The sequence below is a fragment of the Mycoplasma sp. CSL7491-lung genome (genome assembly GCF_018913965.1).
Lineage (GTDB): Bacteria > Bacillota_I > Bacilli_A > Mycoplasmatales > Metamycoplasmataceae > Mycoplasmopsis.
The window spans coordinates 94,600-112,501 of sequence record NZ_JAHMHG010000002.1; the positions used below are offsets into that span (position 1 = coordinate 94,600).

The window sequence follows — 17,902 nt, forward strand, 5'->3', positions numbered from 1 at the left end:
TTTACTTTTTTTGTTCATTTTTTCAAAAAAATAAATTATTATTCAGGAGGAAAATGAAGAAAAAACATAAATATTTAATTTTAAGTAGCATTGTAGTTGGAAGTTTAATAACAGCAACAATACCTATTAGTTGAACTAATAAGAAACAAATAAAATTTAATTCGAATAGCGACTTTAAAACAACGCTGCAAAAAGATAAATTCAATATTGAAATAAAAAAATTAGAAAACAAAACAATAGATTTTAAAAAGATAAATTCAAAAATTGAGTCACTAAAAAATGAGAACAATATAAACTACGAAGAATTAAAGAAAAACAAAGAAAAAGAGATAGAAAATAACCAAAAAATAAAAAATACTTTAAAAGTAGAATTGAGTAATAATAAATTATTAAATTCATTTAAAAATATAGAAAATCTAATAAAAAATAAAATTTATTTAAACAATGATATTTATAAAATAAGTATAAATTACATAGATATAAATGAAATTGAAAATAAAAACATAATTAACGAAGTTAATCAAGAATTAAAAGGACTACTCAAAATTTTTAATTTAGACTTAATGCATAGTATAAACCAATTAAATGATATAGAAATTACAAATAAAGAACTATACATAGAAACTTATAGACAAATCCAAGAACTTAATAATTCTTTTTTAGATAAAATAGAAAATAACTATTTTGACAATGAAATAAATAACTATAAATTGCATATAGATGATTATTACTATAATTCGTTTATTCTTAAAAATACTATTGAGTCCAAGTTTGAGTTAGATAAAAAAATACATAATATAAATTTAGATATTTTACGTTATAAGAAATATTTAATCGAAGATAAAACAAAAGCAAATGAATCTTTAATAAACATTTTAAATCAAGAAACAGAAATGGTAAAACGTTTTTATTCTAGTTTAGAAAAAGAAATTAATACTATCAAAATAAAGATAAAAGACATGAATGAAATCGACCTAGCAATTCTGAATATATATAACGATACATCAATAAAAATTTTTAATCAAAATTTAGAACTTAATCTTAATTTGTTTGAATATATAATTCCAAAGATAGTAAATGAAGCAAATATCCATACATATCAAGAAAATCTTAAAAAAATCAAAGATAAAAAGAGAATTACCAATGATTTTTATAATAGAAAAGATAAAAATAATTTAGAAAAATATATCTTTATAAATAATGAAATAGTTAATAACTTAATTGATGTAATTCAAATTATTTTAGATATCACAAACACAATTGATAAAAACTATAATTTAGCAAAAGATAATGTAAACGAAATAATAAATAATAATATTGTTTTAGAAAATCAAATTATTGATTTAAATTTAGAATTAATTGAAAAGAAAAATAAAGCAAAATTATTAAATTCTAAAATAGAAGAAAATGAGTTAATTATTTCTAGAAATGCAAAAGAAATTATTTTGAATAGAAATAACAAAAACATTATTCTCGCAGAAAATAATAAACTTTTAAAAAGTCAAAACGAAGAGAATTTATTGGAAATTAATAAAATAAGTAAAAATATAAATAATATTGAACATAAAATAGAACAACTTGTTTTAGAGATTAATAAAAATATTAAATTTATAAAGACAATTTCTAATAAAATAAGTAAATTAGAATTAAATACAAACTTACTAATGAACGCACACAAAGAAAATATAGTTTTATATAATAGAATTCTAGAAACAATAAAACTATTATCGCCCGACAGCAAAGATAAAAGTAAAATAATAAAGAAATTAAATGATCAAATTTTAATAATTGAAAATCAAAATCACGAATATAATAAATTAATTGAAGAATTAAAAAAGTCAAGTCAGAATACTGAAAATAAACTTAAAGATCAAAAAAGAGTAATAAATAATTTAAATAGTGAATTAAATTCTAAAAATGAAATTATTAAATCAAAAGAAATAAAAATAGAAGATTTTAATATAAAAATAGCAAACAATAAAAGCGAAATATTAAATCTTAAAAACATAATTAGTGATAATAATAATGAAATTAACTCTTTAAACCAAAGAATTCAAGAAATGAATTTAGAACTAGAGCAAATAAAAGAAGAAAATAATAATAAACAAGAAAAAATAGCACAATTGAACTCTAATATTAATGAATTAAATATTAAAATCAAAAATTTAACTAAAAATAATCAAGAAAAACAAGAAAAAATTGTTTCTTTAATAGATGATAATAATAATTTAAATAATGAATTGTCATTAGTAATTAATGAGAATAATAAATTAAAATTAGAGTTAGAAAAATCAAAAGAAGATATAAGTAATTTATTGAAATTAATTAACGAAAAAGAATTAGAATTACAAGAAAAAAATAAAAAATATGATGAATTAGTAGAAATTATTGCTCAAAAAGATAAAGAAATTGAAAGATATAAAATTTTAATTAAGAATTATAATTCCGATTTAGAAAGTAAAGAGAATATAATAAAACAATTAACAGAAGATAATTTAAGAAATAATCTAAATATACAAAATTTAGAAGAACAAAAAAGAAAAATTAGTGAAGAATTAAATTCTAAAAAAGAAGAGTTGAAAAATTTAAAAAGAGAAATAGAAGAATTAAATCAAAAAATAAAGCAAAATGAAATAGTTATAACCGAACAAAAAGATAGGATTGAAAAATTAAACGAAATAATTAATCAATCTAAAATTGGGCTCCAAAACTCTTTAAAAATACTTACAGATATGATTAAAAACATAAAAGAATTAAAATGATTAGACACAACAATTAATTATCCAGGTTACGGAATATCTATGTCATTTGAAATTGCTGACGCTAAAGAAAGTAGAGTTTTAATAAAAAATAACTTAGAAGATATTGAAAATGTTATAGATTCTTATGAGAAATTAATAATATCTATAATTAACAAAATGTCAGTTTAATAAAAAAAGTAAAGAACAAACTTTACTTTTTTTATTATTTAACCATGCTTGCAACTTCAGAAGCAAAGTCTGATTGTACTTTTTCAATACCTTCACCAACTTCAAATCTATAGGTTTTAACCAATTTAGAATCAGTTGTTTTTAAATATTTTTCAACTGTTAATGAATCGTCAATAACATAAGGTTGTTTTTCTAAAACAAATTCTGAAAGTTGTTTATCCAATCAACCTTCAACAATTTTTTCTTGAATTTTTTCTGGTTTACTTTCAAATCCTGTTGGTTTTGTAAATCCTGCCTTAACTGATTCTAAACGTTCTTGAGGAATACTTTCTACTTTATCAAATTCAGGGTTTAATGCAGATACATGCATTGATATATTTCTAGCTACTTCAGAATTTTTACCTTTTAAAACTGTAACTGAAGCAATTTGACTATTTGCATGAACATAAATACCTAAAACTTCATCTTCTTTAGCTTCAACTGCTAAAACTCTACGTAATGAAATTTTTTCACCAATAACCGCTGTTGCGTTTAATAATTCTTGTTCAACTGTTAATTCATTATCTAATGTAACAGTTAAAGATTCTTCAAGTGTTGTGGCTTTAGCTTCATATAAAGCTGCAGCAACCTTGTTTAATAAACTTAAGAATTTTTCGTTTTGAGCAACAAAATCTGTCTCAGAGTTTACTTCAACTAATATAGCTCTTTTTTCGTTACCAGCAACTGTAACAGCTCCTTCAGCAGCAACTCTACCAGCTTTTTTAGCAGCTTTAACGATTCCGTTTTCTTTTAATCAATCGATAGCAGCTTCAATATCATAGTTTGTAGCTTCTAAAGCTTTCTTAACATCTCCAAAAGGAGAATTTGTTCTAGCTCTTAATTCTTTGATTAATTCCATTTTGTTTACTGACATATAATGACCCCTTTAATTAATTATTTTCTTCTTGTTTTTTAGATTCTTTTACTTCATTGTTTGAAGTATTTTTTGGTTGAAATTCAGGTAAAACAACTTTTTCATCGTCTTGGTACGCAAATAATTGTTGTCCGCCTTTTACTTTAGCAATAGCATCGGCTAATACTGTAATTATAAGTGTTATTGATTTTGCTGAATCATCATTTGCAGGAATTCCGAAGTCAACTAAATCTGGATTAGCGTTAGAATCAAGAAGTGAGATAACTTTTAATCCTTTTCTTTTTGCTTCTTTAACAGCAATTTCGTCTTGAATAGGATCTGCAACAATCATAACATTTGGTAAACGTTTCATTGAACGAATTCCATTTAAGTTTTTATGTAATTTTTCAAGTTCTTTTGTGAAGTTTAACGCTTCTTTCTTTGTGTAACCTTTAAAATTATCAGCTGCTTTAGCTTCTAATTCCTCCATTTTTTGTACACGTTTCATAATTGTTTCGTTATTTGTAAGAGTTCCACCTAATCATCTTTCTGTTACATATAACGAGTTAGTTCTTTCAGCTGCAGCTTTAATAGCATCTTTAGCTTGTTTTTTTGTACCAACAAAAATAAATTGAGCATTTTTAGCAGCTAACGAACTTACTAAAGAATAAGCAAATTCTAAATATTTTTGTGTTTTAAAAATATCAATTATGTGAGCACCTCTATTTTTTCTATTAGGAACAAGAAATTCTTTCATTTTTGGGTTTCAAGCATATGTTTTGTGCCCAAAGTATGCACCTGCTTCTAATAATTTTGTTCTTGAAACGATTGGTAATTTTGTTTCTTTTGTTTCTTTTGTTTCTTTTGTGTTGTTTTCAACTTTTTTGTTTTCTGTCATTTTAAATTTCCTTTTAGTTTGTTTTTTATCGTAACGATTTCGAACACCTAGCACCTCTAATTATTTAGGCACACCCAAGTGAATTCACCGTTATTTTTTTAATATTCGATTAAATTATTTCAATATAAATATAATCTTTTTATATTTTAACATTTTTATTAAAAAAATAAAATTTATTTTAAATACAAAAAAGACAGTTTTTCAAAAACTATCTTATTTTAAAATTAAAAATGATTTATACGGAACGCCAATTTCAAATGTCATGTTTTCAAATTTATCAAAATCACTTTGAGTTCTAGAATTAATATTTCCGTTAAACAAGAAATTAATATATTCATTACTTATAGAAATTGATCTAACAAAGTTAGAATTAATATCTTTAGCTAAAAAAGTATAACTCGGATAAAATACTTTTATTTTTCCTTTTGACTTAGATATTTTAATAACTGTTCTTCTTTTTGTTAGAAAAATAGCTTGACTATCTCGTTCATTTGAATCAAACATAGATTCTTTAGAAAATTGTGTAAGCTTTGAATTTAATTTTGTATCAAAATCCGGAAGACTAATGTGTTTATGAGATTGTAAAAGTGTTTCTTTTGGGTCTACACCTATAACATGAATATATAACTGACTATGTTTTCCTGCATTAGTGTTAGGAAATAAATATCAACCTTTATTTTCAGAATTATCAGGGTATGGTCTAGAATAAAACTGATTTAAATTAGCCAGAAATGTAATTCAGTTTTTAGATAAAAATTCAGATGATTTACTTTCATCAAATTGAATTTTTGAGTATTGTTCTTTGAATTCAACCCAATCTAATTGGTTTTCTTCAGAATTTAAATCAATATTTAAAAGTTTCGAAACCTTAATAACATCATCATGTTTTTTAGAATCATTAAAATTTTTCGGTTCTTGATCTTCGTTTTTTATAGATTGATTTGAGCATGATAAAGATGCAATCGGAAGCACCAATCCTATATTTAAAAAAAACACTTTCTTTATTTTTTTGAAGTTCATATGTATCTCCCTATTATATATTACTTTATGGTAATATTATAGTATTTTTCTTGTTTTTGAGAAAAAAATAGCCATTTAAAAAAATAAAAAATATAGCATTATTGGGGCGATCGACGGGATTCGAACCCGCGAATGACGGGACCACAACCCGCTGTGTTAGCCGCTTCACCACGATCGCCATATTTGCTATATGTAAAAATATTATAATATATTTTTTGAAATGCAAAAGAAAATATTATAATAATTTATCGAGGTTAATAATGAAAAATAAAGAAAGTTTTTTAAAAAGATTTTGATCTGTTTTTATTTTAATAATTAAAGTAACTTTTGTTGGTTTCGGGGGTGGAAACGCTTTACTTCCGATAATAAAAAAAGAAGTTGTTGATAAAAAAAGTTGATTAACAAAAGCTGAGTTCGATGACATTGTAATTGTAACCAATATGATACCTGGTGCTTCTGTAATAGAAACTATATCTTACATTTCAGTGAAGCGTCTAGGTAAAATTTGAGGTTCACTAATAACTCTAATTGCCATACTACCACATGTATTGATGGCTTTCGGATTTTTATTATTATTTAAATTCATACCGTCAGACTATATAAAAATAATTTCTGTTGGTGTTTTAATTTCAATAATTGCTTTTTTATTGAGATTTGCTCAAAGATACATAAAACAATCGAAACAATCCTTACCAATATATATATGAATACCAGTTATTTTATTCACAGCAGGATACTGTTTATTCGTTCCATCTCCATATAACATTCCTTTTGTCGCAATAATAAGTGTTTCGTTAATGTATTTTATATTTAAATATTATAAAAATAAAGGTGGTAAATAATGATAGCACTTCTAGTTTCAATACCATTACTCATTTTAGTATCACTAATTGTTTTTGGTGGCGGTCAAGTATTTATGCCTGTTTTTAGTTGAATGTGAAACTTAATGAGTTCAACTTTTGGTTCACAAATAGATTCTGATACAATAAATAAAGTTTTTACTGTCTCAAACACTACCCCCGGGGTTGTTTCAACAAAATTTGCTTTTTTTACAGGTTATTTAATCGCAAACGGTGAATGGTGAGGTTATTTGGCGATATTTTTAACATATCTTATATTTTGTATACCAGCTATTCTAATGATGTTACTAGCAATGAAATATATAAATAGATTTAGAAGTAGTACATTTATTCAAAATTTAATGACAATTATGAAACCTATCGTTTCAGGAATAATTATCAGTTTAGCAATACAACTATTTATAGGAATATACGCTCCTGAAATTATATTTAATAAAAGTATAGATAAATATGCAATATTAAGTAATGATAATTTATTTGTGGGTTATAAAAATGCCTTATTAAAAATTTTTATAACAGTCGGTATTTTATATTCATATTGGCTTGCAAAGAAAAATTTTTCACTATTTTGAATAATAATTATAAACGTGTCTATATCTTTTATAATTTTCGGAATACCGCTACTTTTAGGAAAATAAAAAGCAACATTTAAAATATTTTGTTGCTTTTTTAAATAATTATAAAAACTAAACTATTTTAATTAAATGTTCCTTAGAGTAGTTTTCACCTTTTAAATGATCTCTTTCAACATGGATTACCTCTATTTTTTCATTACCTTGTGTGTGCATACCATGTTTTTGACCTCTTCGAAATCCTTTGATTAAACCTTCTAATTCTTCCAGTGTATTTGCTTTCGCTACAACTTCACCACTTGAAACTAATTTTGCTTTATATTTGTACATTTTTACCTCCGTATATTAAAACTATACATATATATCTACTTTTATTATATTCTAGATAATAAAAATATTAAATTACAATTAAAAATTGTATTTAAACTTGATATATAATATAAAAAAATTTCATATTTATGCAAATTAATTTAAAAAATAAAAACGATATATCTTGATATTAGGTTATCGTTTTTATTTTTATTTTTATTTAATATTAATAAACTTTATTTTTTCTCAGTTTTTTCTTTAGTAAATAATTCGGATGCTAACGACATAGTTCCAGCAATAGATGATAAATTAGACGGCAAGAATATTTTTGTAGCCTTACCATTTGCTATTTCTTTTAGTTGTTCAATTGCTTTTAATGTTAAAATTTCATTATTAAGATTAGCTTCGTTGATTATATTAATTGCTTTTCTTTTACCTTCCGCTTCTAGTATTTCACTTTCTTTTTTAGCTTCCGCCTTTAATATTTGAGCTTGTTTATCCGCCTCGGCTTGTAATATTTTAGCTTCTTTTTGACCTTCAGCAATTAAAATAGAAGAAGCTTTTGAACCTTCTGCTTCTAAAATATTTGCTCTTTTTTCTCTTTCTGCACGCATTTGTTTTTCCATCGCGTTTTGAATGTCTCTTGGAGGTATTATATTTTTAATTTCAACTCGATGAACTTTTATTCCTCAAGAATCTGAAGCTTCATCTAAAATTAAAGTTAATTTTGAATTAATTGTATCTCTAGATGTTAAGGTTTCGTCTAATTCTAATTCACCAAGTAAATTTCTTAATGTTGTAGCAGATAGATTTTCGATAGCTTTCATAGAGTTTTCAGCTCCATAAATAAACAATTTAGGGTCTGTTATTTTTAGATAAACTACGGTATCTACTTTAATTGTCGCGTTGTCTTTAGTTATAATATCTTGTTCTGGAAAATCAAGAACTTTTTCTTTATAATTTTCTCTTGCTACTACTCTATCTAAAAAAGGTATTATAAAATTAATTCCATTTTCTAAAGTTTTATTATATTTACCTAAACGTTCTACAATAGCAAATTTAGATTGCGGTATTACCTTAATCGAAGAAATTAAAGCAATAATTAAGAATAATAAAATAACTACCAAAAAAATGATCCCTATAATCATTCCTAGCATTTTAATCTCCTTTCAAAATGTTATATTTCGTTTTTTCAAAATTCAATTTAATTATGATGTAATTTTTATTACCTTAAATTTTATTTTTAAACTTAACATTAATCTTAACCATAATTAAAATAAGTAACCGTAAAAAATAGAATCATAAAAATAAAAAGTAAATAGTTAATCTTATATCAATCTAAAAAGGTTCAATTAAGAAATAATATGATTAGGTATCGACTAAAATAAATTTAACACAACTTATTGAATTTATAAAATAATTGTATCATTTTTTAAATTGAACATTTTAACTTTTATAAATACCATTTCGAAAATATATTATTATTATAAAATTTTAATAAATTCATTTAAAATAAATGCAATAGTTATTTATAATTATTCTAAAGAAAGAGGAAATGTGACCACAAATAATAGTTTTAACGTAATTTTAAATTCAGCCCAAATGAATTTCGGCTCAAATAGAGGTTTAGCATCCTTACCCTTATGAGCAAAAATAATTTTAATCGTAGCTCTCATTTTGTTATCTTTAATTATGATATCTTTTCATAAAAATTCAAAAGAAAAAATTACTAATTTTAAAGAAAAACAATTAGAACAATATATAAAAGATAATCCAAAACATAAAAATATTAAATACGAATCAACTGGATTATTTTTACCTGCGTGACAAAGAGCAAAATATAATTTTCCATTATTTATGTCAGTTGTATTTTTGAGTATTGCGATAATAATATTAATTATTATATTAAAAGGATAAGATTATTGTTAGTTTAACGAAAAATTCTCGCTTGATGCGAGAATTTTTATTTTTTATTATTTTTATTTAATTAAACCAACCATTTCACTCGTTGTTAATGCTCTTGTTTTTCCTTCGATAGGTTCGTATTTATTTAATGAACCTTCTTGTAAAACAATAACAACCACATCTGATAAGTAACCATTTTCTTTAACTAAAGATAAATCAACTGTAGCCAACTTATCTCCAGCATTAACTTTTTTACCTAATTTTACGTGTGATTTAAAGCCTTCACCATTTAATTTAACTGTATCAATACCAATGTGCACTAAAACTTTAACACCTTCTTTTGTTTCGATACCGTAGGCATGTTTAGAATCGAATAAAGAAACTATTCTTCCTTTTACAGGGGAATAAACATTACCTACTTTATTAGCATCAAATCTAACTACAAAACCATCACCCATTAATTTTTCAGAGAAAACTCCATCATTAAGTGATTCTAAAGGTAATAGTTCACCTTTTGCAACAGTTTGTATTTTTACACTTTTTTTAGTAATAATTTGTTCATTAGATACAATCTTTTCTTCAACTTCTTTAGTTTCAGTTGTTGTAGGCGATTCAACTGATTTAACTTCCGGTTGAATTGTTGCATTGTTATCTTTTTGTGTCTGCTCTCACTTAGCAATTAAATCTCTTTGTGATTTAATCTTTGAATTAACTTGTTCAGCTGTAGGCCCTAAAATAGCTTGAACATGTGTTTCGCCTTCGAACTTAACACCGAAAGCTCCTGCTTGTTTAATAGAATCAGCATTAACTTTTTTTATGTCTTTAACATCATATCTAAGTCTTGAAGCACAGTTATTAAATGCCTTAATATTATCTAACCCGCCAAAAGCTTGAACTAAAGCTAAAGCTTGTTGATCAATACTACTAAATTCAGAATTTTCTGAATTTGATTCAGTTTGTTTCTTGCTTAAAAAGTCTTTTTTTGTAAATAATTTAGTATTTCCACCACGACCTGGGGTTGCTAAATCTGCTTTTTTAATTCAGAAATAGAATACCAAGAAATAAATTGGTGCATAAGCTAAACCTAAAACAATTACATAGTAGAATTGAGTTCCTTTAGCAAAAGGAATAATACCATATAATGTTAAATCTAAAATTCCACCTGAAAATACCATAGGTATGTGAACACCTAATAAATTAGCGAACATAAATGATGTTGCTATTGTAAACGCATGGAAACCTCAGAATAATAGCGGTGATAAGAATAAGAATGTAAATTCAATTGGTTCTGTAACACCAGTTACTAATGAAGTAAACGCGGCTGGTAACACTGTACCCGCTGCTACTTTTCTATTTTCTTTTGGTGCTGCAAAAATCATTGCAACTGCAGCTGCTGGTAAACCAAACATCATAACCGCAAACTTACCGTCAGCAAACCTACCAATTTTTATACCTAAATCTTTAGCAATAAATTCAAATAATGGTTTGCTAAAGTTAATTGTTTCTCCATTTGCTTTTGTAATAGATCAATCAATTACATTAGATGAAAATTTCAATAAGTTAACAGCAGCCGTCGAATCACCTTTAAACTTATCCGGATTACTTGAAACTTCATTAATTAATGCAGATAGTGATGCACCTGCGTTAAGTGTATCACCGCTAGCTTTAATAGAATCTTGTCATGCATTAAGTGCTTCATTAACACTTCCTCCAGCACTAGAATATCATAACGGCGCATAAAATACGTGATGTAAACCAAATGGTATTAAAGATCTTTCGAAATAACCAAAGATCAATGACTCAATACCATATGGAACTTTTTGTAGTGCGCTTCCAAAGTGGTTTAAACCAACTCCTACTCATGGTCAAAATAATAAGAACAACAACGCTAACCCAAAAGAAGCGGGGATTGTTATTATTGACACAAATCTCTTACCACCAAAGAATGATAAGAATTTTGGTAGTTGAATTACATGAAATCTGTTGTATAAATATTGGACAGTTAAACCAACTGCAATACCACCAAATACAGATGTTTGTAAGGCTCTAAACCCTAAAGTTGTACCAACTAAATTTTTTAATGTCTCAGGATTACGTCCACCCTGTGTAAATAGAACTTTATAACCAATAAGTTCTCTTCCGATTTTTATTTTTTCGTTTTGAGAGTTTAAAATAAACTCTTTAGTTTCTTTGTTTTGCAAGAATACATCTGTTTCAACCGGCGAAATAAACACTTGTTGAATCGCGATAAAAACCATATAACCAATTATTGTTGCAAAAACACCAACACCAGCTTCGTCTGTAAAAGCTATAACGAACGCAGATGCGAATAACAATGGTAATGCCGCAAAAACTGGATCACCTAATGCAGTTATAGCATTACCAAAAGTTTGTAGTGCAGAACCTTCTGCACCTTGACCACTAATTGCGGCCCCAACTCCAAGAAATAAACCGGCAATTGACATAATAGATATAGGCAACATAAATGCACCTGAAATTTTGGATAATATTTTTCTTAATTTACCAGAATCACTATTGTTCAATTTCTGTTTTTTCTCAGAATTTAATCGTTTTCTGAAAATTGCTTTCATTAATTCCTTTCTTCATTGTCTATCAAATATTTCTAGAATATTTGTAAAATAATCATCAAAAAATAATAAATAAAATTAACAAAGTGTACATTAGAACTTTGTTTATTATAAATTAAATCATTTTGATGAACCTTATAACTAACTAAGTATTTTTTAATGCTTTTATGCATTTTTTGTTTTTTGTTTGTTATTTATTTTACTTCCTAGACACCAAAATTATATAATAAGATTAAATACATAAATAAAAAATATTTAATTATTATATTAATACTTTACTTTTTTCATATTTATGAAAATAAAATTGTTTTTTAATTATTTCAAAAATTTATTTAAAATTAATATAAGAAAAAAGGAAAAAAATGAATTTTTACAAAGAAATAGATAAAAGAATAAATAAAATAAATTACGAAGTAAAAATATTAATGATCGATAATGATCCATTGATAGATGAAGTGATTGATATCTTCAAGGATAATCATAAAATAAAATTATTTAAATATGAAAGTATAAAAAAAGATTACGAAAAAGATCTTTATGATAAAAAAGAATTTTATAAAAAAATAAGAAACGGAAAAGAAAATATTGAGAGCATTGAATCAACTTTTGAAAAATATGATGATTTATATTCTAGCTTAATTTTGCTTAAAAAAGGTTTTTTTAATGGAGTCATAGGTGGACTTTCATATACTAGTGCCGATTTTATCAGAGCTGCACTAAAAGTAATTGGGTTAGATGATAATGTAGAGAGAATTTCATCAATCATGTTTTTAGTAAAAGAGAATAGCACTCTTTTTTTTAGTGATCCTTCAGTTAATATTAACATAGATGAAAAAACGTTGTACAATATCGGTAAAAACCATATTAACTTTTTAGAAAAATTGAATGTAGAAAGTAATGTTGCTTTTTTGAGTTATTCCACATACGGAAGCGTGGAAAATACACAAACTCAAGAAATTAGAAATATAAGTAATACACTACAAAAAAACACTAAAAGGCGTAAAATAATCGGAGAAGTTCAATTTGATGCTGCTTTTGATAAAAAAATTAGAGCTAGAAAAATAAAAGATACAAACTTTAATAAATGTGAATTTACATCTTTTATTTTTCCTGACCTTAATTCTGCAAATATTGGATATAAATTAGCACAATATCTCGCTAATTATGATGCATTTGGTCCGATATTATTAGGTTTAAACCAACCTGCAAACGACTTATCAAGAGGAGCAAGTAAAAAAGATATTATTTATACAATTTACATTACAGCATTACAAATAGGAGGTAAAAATGAGTAAAATAATAGCAGTTAATCCTGGAAGTAGTTCCATAAAAATAAGTATCTTTGAAAAAGATTCATTAAAATTATTAGCTAATGGTTTAGCTGAAAGAATAGGTTTAAAAAATGGTTTAGTAATTATAAAAAGCAAACAACAAAAACAAACATTAGAATTAGAATTAAAAAATCATGACGATGCAGTTGAAGGCATTTATCAACTTATGCAAAAAATGAACTTGATAAAAAATAAAGAAGAAATTGAATATATAGGTTTTAGAGTCGTTCAAGGCGGTAAATTTTTCAACTCAACAACCAAATTAACAGAAAAGGAAATTAAAATAATTGATAGCGTCTCAATATACGCACCTTTGCACAATCCAGCAGCCATAAAAACAATTCGCGGTTTCCAAAAAATCTTCCCAAATTCTAAACTCTCAGCCGACTTTGATACTGCGTTTCACACAACAATAGATAGAATAAATTACACATATGCAATTCCTAAAGAATTAACAGAAAAATATAACATAAAAAAATATGGAGCACATGGAATTTCCCATCAATTTATAACTTTGAAATTAGAAAAAATATTAGATAAAGAAAAAGTAAATTTTGTTAATGTTCACTTAGGAAATGGCGCTAGTTTATGTGCGATAAAAGAAAGTAAATCATTTGACACTTCTATGGGTTTAACACCGTTGGCGGGTATTATGATGGGGACACGTTCAGGAGATATAGATCCGTCAATTCATGAATTTTTAATCAAAGAAACAGGTTTAAATATTACAGAAATAACAGAAATTTTAAATAAAAAAAGTGGTGTACTTGGCGTTTCCGGCATTTCAAGTGATATGCGTGATGTTCAAAAAGAAATGGAAAATAATAATCCGGATGCACTTTTCGCCTTTGAAATGTACTCTCAAAAAGTTGCAGATTACTTAGTTAATTATATTAACAAAATAGGGCCCAAAGTAGATGCGATAGTATTTACAGCGGGGATAGGAGAAAATAATCCGATTATAAGAAAGTTAATTTTAAACAAAATTAATATTAAAAATATAGTTTTAGATGACTTGTTGAACGAATCTAAAATAGACGATTTTAAATTAATTTCAAGTAATGAGTCAGAAATTAAAGTTTTTGTAATTAGAACCAATGAAGAATTGCTTATTGCTCAAAATGCATTAAAGATTTATGAGTCATAAAGCGATATATGCAGGATCTTTTAATCCTTTTCATAAAGGTCATAAATCTATTTTAATAAAAGCAGCGAAATTATTCGACAAAGTTTATTTAGTTGTGGCCCAAAACCCGGATAAAGAAAAAAATGATATAATAAAAAACATAAATATAATAAAAGAAGAAATAAAAAACTTAGAAAAAGTTGTAGTTTTAAGTGGCAAAGATCAATTAATTGCAAATTTAGCAAAAGAATTGAATGTAAAATATTTAATAAGGTCAATTAGAAATTCTGAAGATTTGGAATATGAATTTGACTTAGCAGCGGGTAACAAAATTTTAAATAAAAATTTAGAAACTATTTTTATTCTACCTGACGAAAAATACAAAAAATACTCTTCTTCATTAATAAAATCATTGAAAGAAAAGGAAAAAGATGTTTAGATTTATAAAATCATCAAACAAAATAGATAATTGATACAAACACAACAATAACGAAATTGCGTTTTGAGGTCGCTCAAACGTTGGTAAAAGCAGTTTAATTAATAGCATTGTTGATAACAAAAAATTAGCAAGGGTTTCAAAAACACCTGGCAGAACCCAAATGCTAAATTTTTTTGAAAATGAATTCGGTGCTGTTTTTGTAGATTTACCAGGGTATGGATACGCAAAACTTTCTAAAGAAAAAATAGATCAAATGATGAAAATGATTGAAGAATTTTTGATCAAAAGAGAAAATTTAGTAAAACTTTATCTTTTGATCGATTCAAGACATAGTATTACGAAAAATGATGAAAACGTTATTGAATTTCTTAATAAAATAAATCTTGAATATACTTTAGTTTTTACAAAGGCAGATAAGTTAAGACAGAAAGATAAAAACACTCTAATAAAAAGCATTAAAACAAATAGAGATAAATTTAAATTTAATAAATATTTTATAGTTTCATCGGAAACAAAAGCAGGAATAAATGAACTAGTGTTGGATATTAATCAAGCATTCGAGGAAGGTAATAATGAAGAATAAAAAAATGAAAATAATTTTCGGGTCTCTTATAATAGGAATTTCTATCGCAAGTATTTCAGGAGCTATAGTAGCAAGCAAAAATAATCAAATTTCAGAAAAAGAACAATTAAAAAGCTTCAACTTCGGAAGCTATAACAAAAGAGTAAAAAATAGTTATGCAAGTGCTTATATCTCAAATCCTGTTATAAAAACGACAAATAATGTGGATGCTAACAACGAATATTGAAGACAACTTTTTAACTTGAAAAAAATACCTACAAGTAACGAATTAGAGGAAAAAGATTTTTATTTATTAGGTGCGAGGGGTGAATTAATAAATATTTTTGACAAAAAATATAATGTTTATTTTAATTCATACGCTAACGATTTTGAAGGTAAACTATTTTTAGTTGTTAGTTTGTATTTAAAAAATGTATCACCAGCGAAATTATATGACCAAGTAACATTAGAAGTAGATGGTTTTAAAAATATGAATTTTGAAACTATAAAAAATTATGTTGGATTTCAAGATGAAAACTCAATAGAAGTTAAAGAAAATGAACTAACAAAATACAACGATTTTGAATCATTAAAAAATGAATATAATAAAATTAAAGATGATATAACAAAAAAAGAAGATTTCATAAAAAAATTATTTAATAATCTAGAACCAAATAAAGCTTCTAAAATAGATTTTGAAAATACTAACCTTGAGTTTAAAGATAAAAACATAATAGTTTTAAAAACATCATTTAAAGCTAAAATTAATTTAGCAACTAAAGAAAATTTGTTTAATATTAACACTCCTGAGGATCCAAATTATAAAAATATTTTATGAGAACAAAAGGAATTTTTGATATCAAAATTCAATTAAAACAGACTAAGTAAAGTAAAAACATTGTTTTTTAATAAAAAAAGTGCATTTTTTGCATTTTTTTTATTAATTTTAATAATATTGTTGTATTATTTATTAAGTAAAATTAAGATTTAAAAAGAAGGTTAAAATAATGATTGATAAGGCAATTAATTTTTTGAAATTTTATAGCGAAAAACATAAAGTTGGATATGGTATATTTTTATGATTTTTTATAATATTCTCATATTTAATTTTTATAACTAATTGAGGTTTTGCAGGAGCCTTAAATGGCCAGGGATACATAGAAGGTGGTGATAATTTCGGAATATTAGCTCATTTTAGAATTATCAAAGATAAATCATTTGATTTTATGACACAAGCAACTAATTGAGGTATAACTCTCGGAAGAGGTATTGGTTCAGTAGTTGTAGCACTATTGTTAGTAAAATTATTTCACAAAAAAACAACAATAATAGCTATTTCCCTAACATTATTCGGGATACCCGCACAATATTTACCTCACTCTAACGGCTATTATGCATTATTCTTGATCATGCGTACTTTAATGGCAATAGGTGGAACAATGACAATAATTTTAACACAACCTGTTGTTGCAAGTTTTTTTAATAAAAAACAGAAATCTATGCTTTCTTCTTTTGGTATTTTAACTTATCCTCTTGGTACTATAATTGCTATATTGCCCTTTGTGACAACAAATATCGAAGGTTCTAAAACCATAGTTAAAAATTGACAATTAATATTAACAATATTAAGTTCACTCAATTTAATACCATTAATTGTTATGATAATATTCGGTTTAAAGTTTGATGTTCCAACAAAAGCTGAAATTACATACGCAAAAAAAGAACAAAACGGATTTAGAATTTTATGAAAATACTTAAAAACTAAAGAAACTTACTCATGAATTTTATTGTTTGGAGGATGATTAAGTGCTTCAGTTTTTCCAGTTATTTTTACAATGAAGATGTTTCAAGATATTTCCGGAATATCAAATGAATTTAATAAAACTCTTAAAATATGAGTAATAATATATTTATCAGCAGTCTTTATTGGACCATTAACTGTTGGTGCTTATTCTAAATACAATATAAAAAGAAAATGATATATAGCATTACTATTAGGACTAGGAATTTTATTTTATATATTATCTTTGGTTATTTTTAAAACTTCTGTAATTAAAGAAAATATTGTTGGTTATGTTTTCTTATATATATTTGGATTTCTATCAGGATTATTTTTATGAGGAATTCAAGGTGTTATTTTGAATTTACCTCATGAGTATAAAAATAATAATATAAGAAAAATGTGTTGGATGTTCTCTTTAATTTGAGGATTAGGATATATTATATTCACAGTATTTACAATAATAGTATCCTTAATACCAATAATTGGTAATTCACTAGGTTATAATAACACTTTAGTTTATGCAATAATCGGGTTTATTATCATTGTACTTGTTTCATTAATTTCCATAGTAGGCATTCTACTATTAAAAGAACCATCTGAAGACGCTCAAACTCTTCCGAATTGATGTGTAAGATTGATACAAACATTTAACAGTAAAGATGGTAATAAAAAATCAAAGCAATAGTT

At 25.2% G+C, this 17,902-nt stretch carries 16 protein-coding genes and 1 tRNA gene; 10 read left to right on the forward strand and 7 right to left on the reverse strand.

Going from position 1 to position 17,902, the window contains the following annotated elements; translation table 4 throughout:
* The first annotated feature begins 53 nt into the window (after nt 1-53).
* On the forward strand, nt 54-2,930 hold the full coding sequence (locus KQ876_RS02335) for a hypothetical protein (RefSeq protein ID WP_216490107.1): 2,877 nt from the start codon (nt 54-56) through the stop codon (nt 2,928-2,930).
* 34 nt (nt 2,931-2,964) lie between these two features.
* On the opposite strand, the gene tsf is transcribed toward KQ876_RS02335, so the two are convergent.
* The 4 genes from tsf to KQ876_RS02355 all read right to left on the reverse strand — a co-directional run bounded on the left by tsf (nt 2,965) and on the right by KQ876_RS02355 (nt 5,918).
* A complete protein-coding gene (tsf, locus tag KQ876_RS02340) occupies nt 2,965-3,843 on the reverse strand; it encodes a translation elongation factor Ts (RefSeq protein WP_205852030.1) in 879 nt (292 codons plus the stop codon).
* Nucleotides 3,844-3,859: 16 nt separating this feature from the next.
* Complete coding sequence (gene rpsB / locus KQ876_RS02345; RefSeq protein WP_205852029.1) at nt 3,860-4,720, reverse strand: 30S ribosomal protein S2; 861 nt, start codon at nt 4,718-4,720, stop codon at nt 3,860-3,862.
* A gap of 213 nt (nt 4,721-4,933) precedes the next feature.
* Complete coding sequence (locus tag KQ876_RS02350) at nt 4,934-5,740, reverse strand: hypothetical protein (protein ID WP_205852028.1); 807 nt, start codon at nt 5,738-5,740, stop codon at nt 4,934-4,936.
* A gap of 102 nt (nt 5,741-5,842) precedes the next feature.
* Nucleotides 5,843-5,918: transfer RNA gene (locus KQ876_RS02355), tRNA-His, on the reverse strand.
* A gap of 82 nt (nt 5,919-6,000) precedes the next feature.
* Between KQ876_RS02355 and KQ876_RS02360 the strand changes: the two genes are divergently transcribed.
* Together KQ876_RS02360 and KQ876_RS02365 are read left to right on the forward strand one after the other, a co-directional pair.
* Nucleotides 6,001-6,582, forward strand: coding sequence for a chromate transporter (locus tag KQ876_RS02360; protein WP_205852027.1), 582 nt, complete (start codon nt 6,001-6,003; stop codon nt 6,580-6,582).
* Nucleotides 6,582-7,238 carry a chromate transporter gene (locus KQ876_RS02365; protein ID WP_308699363.1) on the forward strand — a complete coding sequence of 219 codons (657 nt, stop codon included), beginning with the start codon at nt 6,582-6,584 and terminating at the stop codon, nt 7,236-7,238. Before KQ876_RS02360 ends, KQ876_RS02365 begins: the two co-directional genes overlap by 1 nt.
* Before the next feature lie 48 nt (nt 7,239-7,286).
* On the opposite strand, the gene KQ876_RS02370 is transcribed toward KQ876_RS02365, so the two are convergent.
* Together KQ876_RS02370 and KQ876_RS02375 are read right to left on the reverse strand one after the other, a co-directional pair.
* Entirely contained in the window at nt 7,287-7,502 is a 216-nt protein-coding gene (locus KQ876_RS02370; RefSeq protein ID WP_205852026.1) for an MAG6790 family protein, read from the reverse strand.
* Between the two features lie 215 nt (nt 7,503-7,717).
* Nucleotides 7,718-8,638, reverse strand: coding sequence for an SPFH domain-containing protein (locus KQ876_RS02375; RefSeq protein WP_241006921.1), 921 nt, complete (start codon nt 8,636-8,638; stop codon nt 7,718-7,720).
* 400 nt (nt 8,639-9,038) lie between these two features.
* On the opposite strand from KQ876_RS02375, the gene KQ876_RS02380 reads away from it, so the two are divergent.
* Nucleotides 9,039-9,398, forward strand: coding sequence for a hypothetical protein (locus KQ876_RS02380; RefSeq protein ID WP_205852025.1), 360 nt, complete (start codon nt 9,039-9,041; stop codon nt 9,396-9,398).
* Nucleotides 9,399-9,460: 62 nt separating this feature from the next.
* On the opposite strand, the gene KQ876_RS04420 is transcribed toward KQ876_RS02380, so the two are convergent.
* Complete coding sequence (locus KQ876_RS04420) at nt 9,461-11,977, reverse strand: PTS transporter subunit IIABC (RefSeq protein ID WP_216490109.1); 2,517 nt, start codon at nt 11,975-11,977, stop codon at nt 9,461-9,463.
* 359 nt (nt 11,978-12,336) lie between these two features.
* On the opposite strand from KQ876_RS04420, the gene KQ876_RS02390 reads away from it, so the two are divergent.
* The 6 genes from KQ876_RS02390 to KQ876_RS04025 all read left to right on the forward strand — a co-directional run bounded on the left by KQ876_RS02390 (nt 12,337) and on the right by KQ876_RS04025 (nt 17,900).
* The gene (locus KQ876_RS02390) at nt 12,337-13,269 is read left to right on the forward strand and encodes a phosphate acyltransferase (protein WP_205852023.1); all 933 of its coding nucleotides are present in this window, start codon (nt 12,337-12,339) and stop codon (nt 13,267-13,269) included.
* Nucleotides 13,262-14,452, forward strand: coding sequence for an acetate/propionate family kinase (locus KQ876_RS02395; RefSeq protein ID WP_216490111.1), 1,191 nt, complete (start codon nt 13,262-13,264; stop codon nt 14,450-14,452). Before KQ876_RS02390 ends, KQ876_RS02395 begins: the two co-directional genes overlap by 8 nt.
* Nucleotides 14,442-14,870: a pantetheine-phosphate adenylyltransferase gene (gene coaD / locus KQ876_RS02400; RefSeq protein ID WP_216490114.1), complete on the forward strand. Its 429-nt coding sequence runs from the start codon at nt 14,442-14,444 to the stop codon at nt 14,868-14,870. The genes KQ876_RS02395 and coaD overlap by 11 nt, the downstream gene beginning before the upstream one ends.
* Nucleotides 14,863-15,453, forward strand: a complete 591-nt coding sequence (gene yihA, locus KQ876_RS02405; RefSeq protein WP_205852020.1) for a ribosome biogenesis GTP-binding protein YihA/YsxC — start codon at nt 14,863-14,865, stop codon at nt 15,451-15,453. Before coaD ends, yihA begins: the two co-directional genes overlap by 8 nt.
* Entirely contained in the window at nt 15,443-16,306 is an 864-nt protein-coding gene (locus KQ876_RS02410; RefSeq protein ID WP_205852019.1) for an MAG1430 family protein, read from the forward strand. The genes yihA and KQ876_RS02410 overlap by 11 nt, the downstream gene beginning before the upstream one ends.
* 133 nt (nt 16,307-16,439) lie before the next feature.
* A complete protein-coding gene (locus KQ876_RS04025; RefSeq protein ID WP_205852018.1) occupies nt 16,440-17,900 on the forward strand; it encodes a hexose phosphate transporter in 1,461 nt (486 codons plus the stop codon).
* Nucleotides 17,901-17,902: the final 2 nt, after the last annotated feature.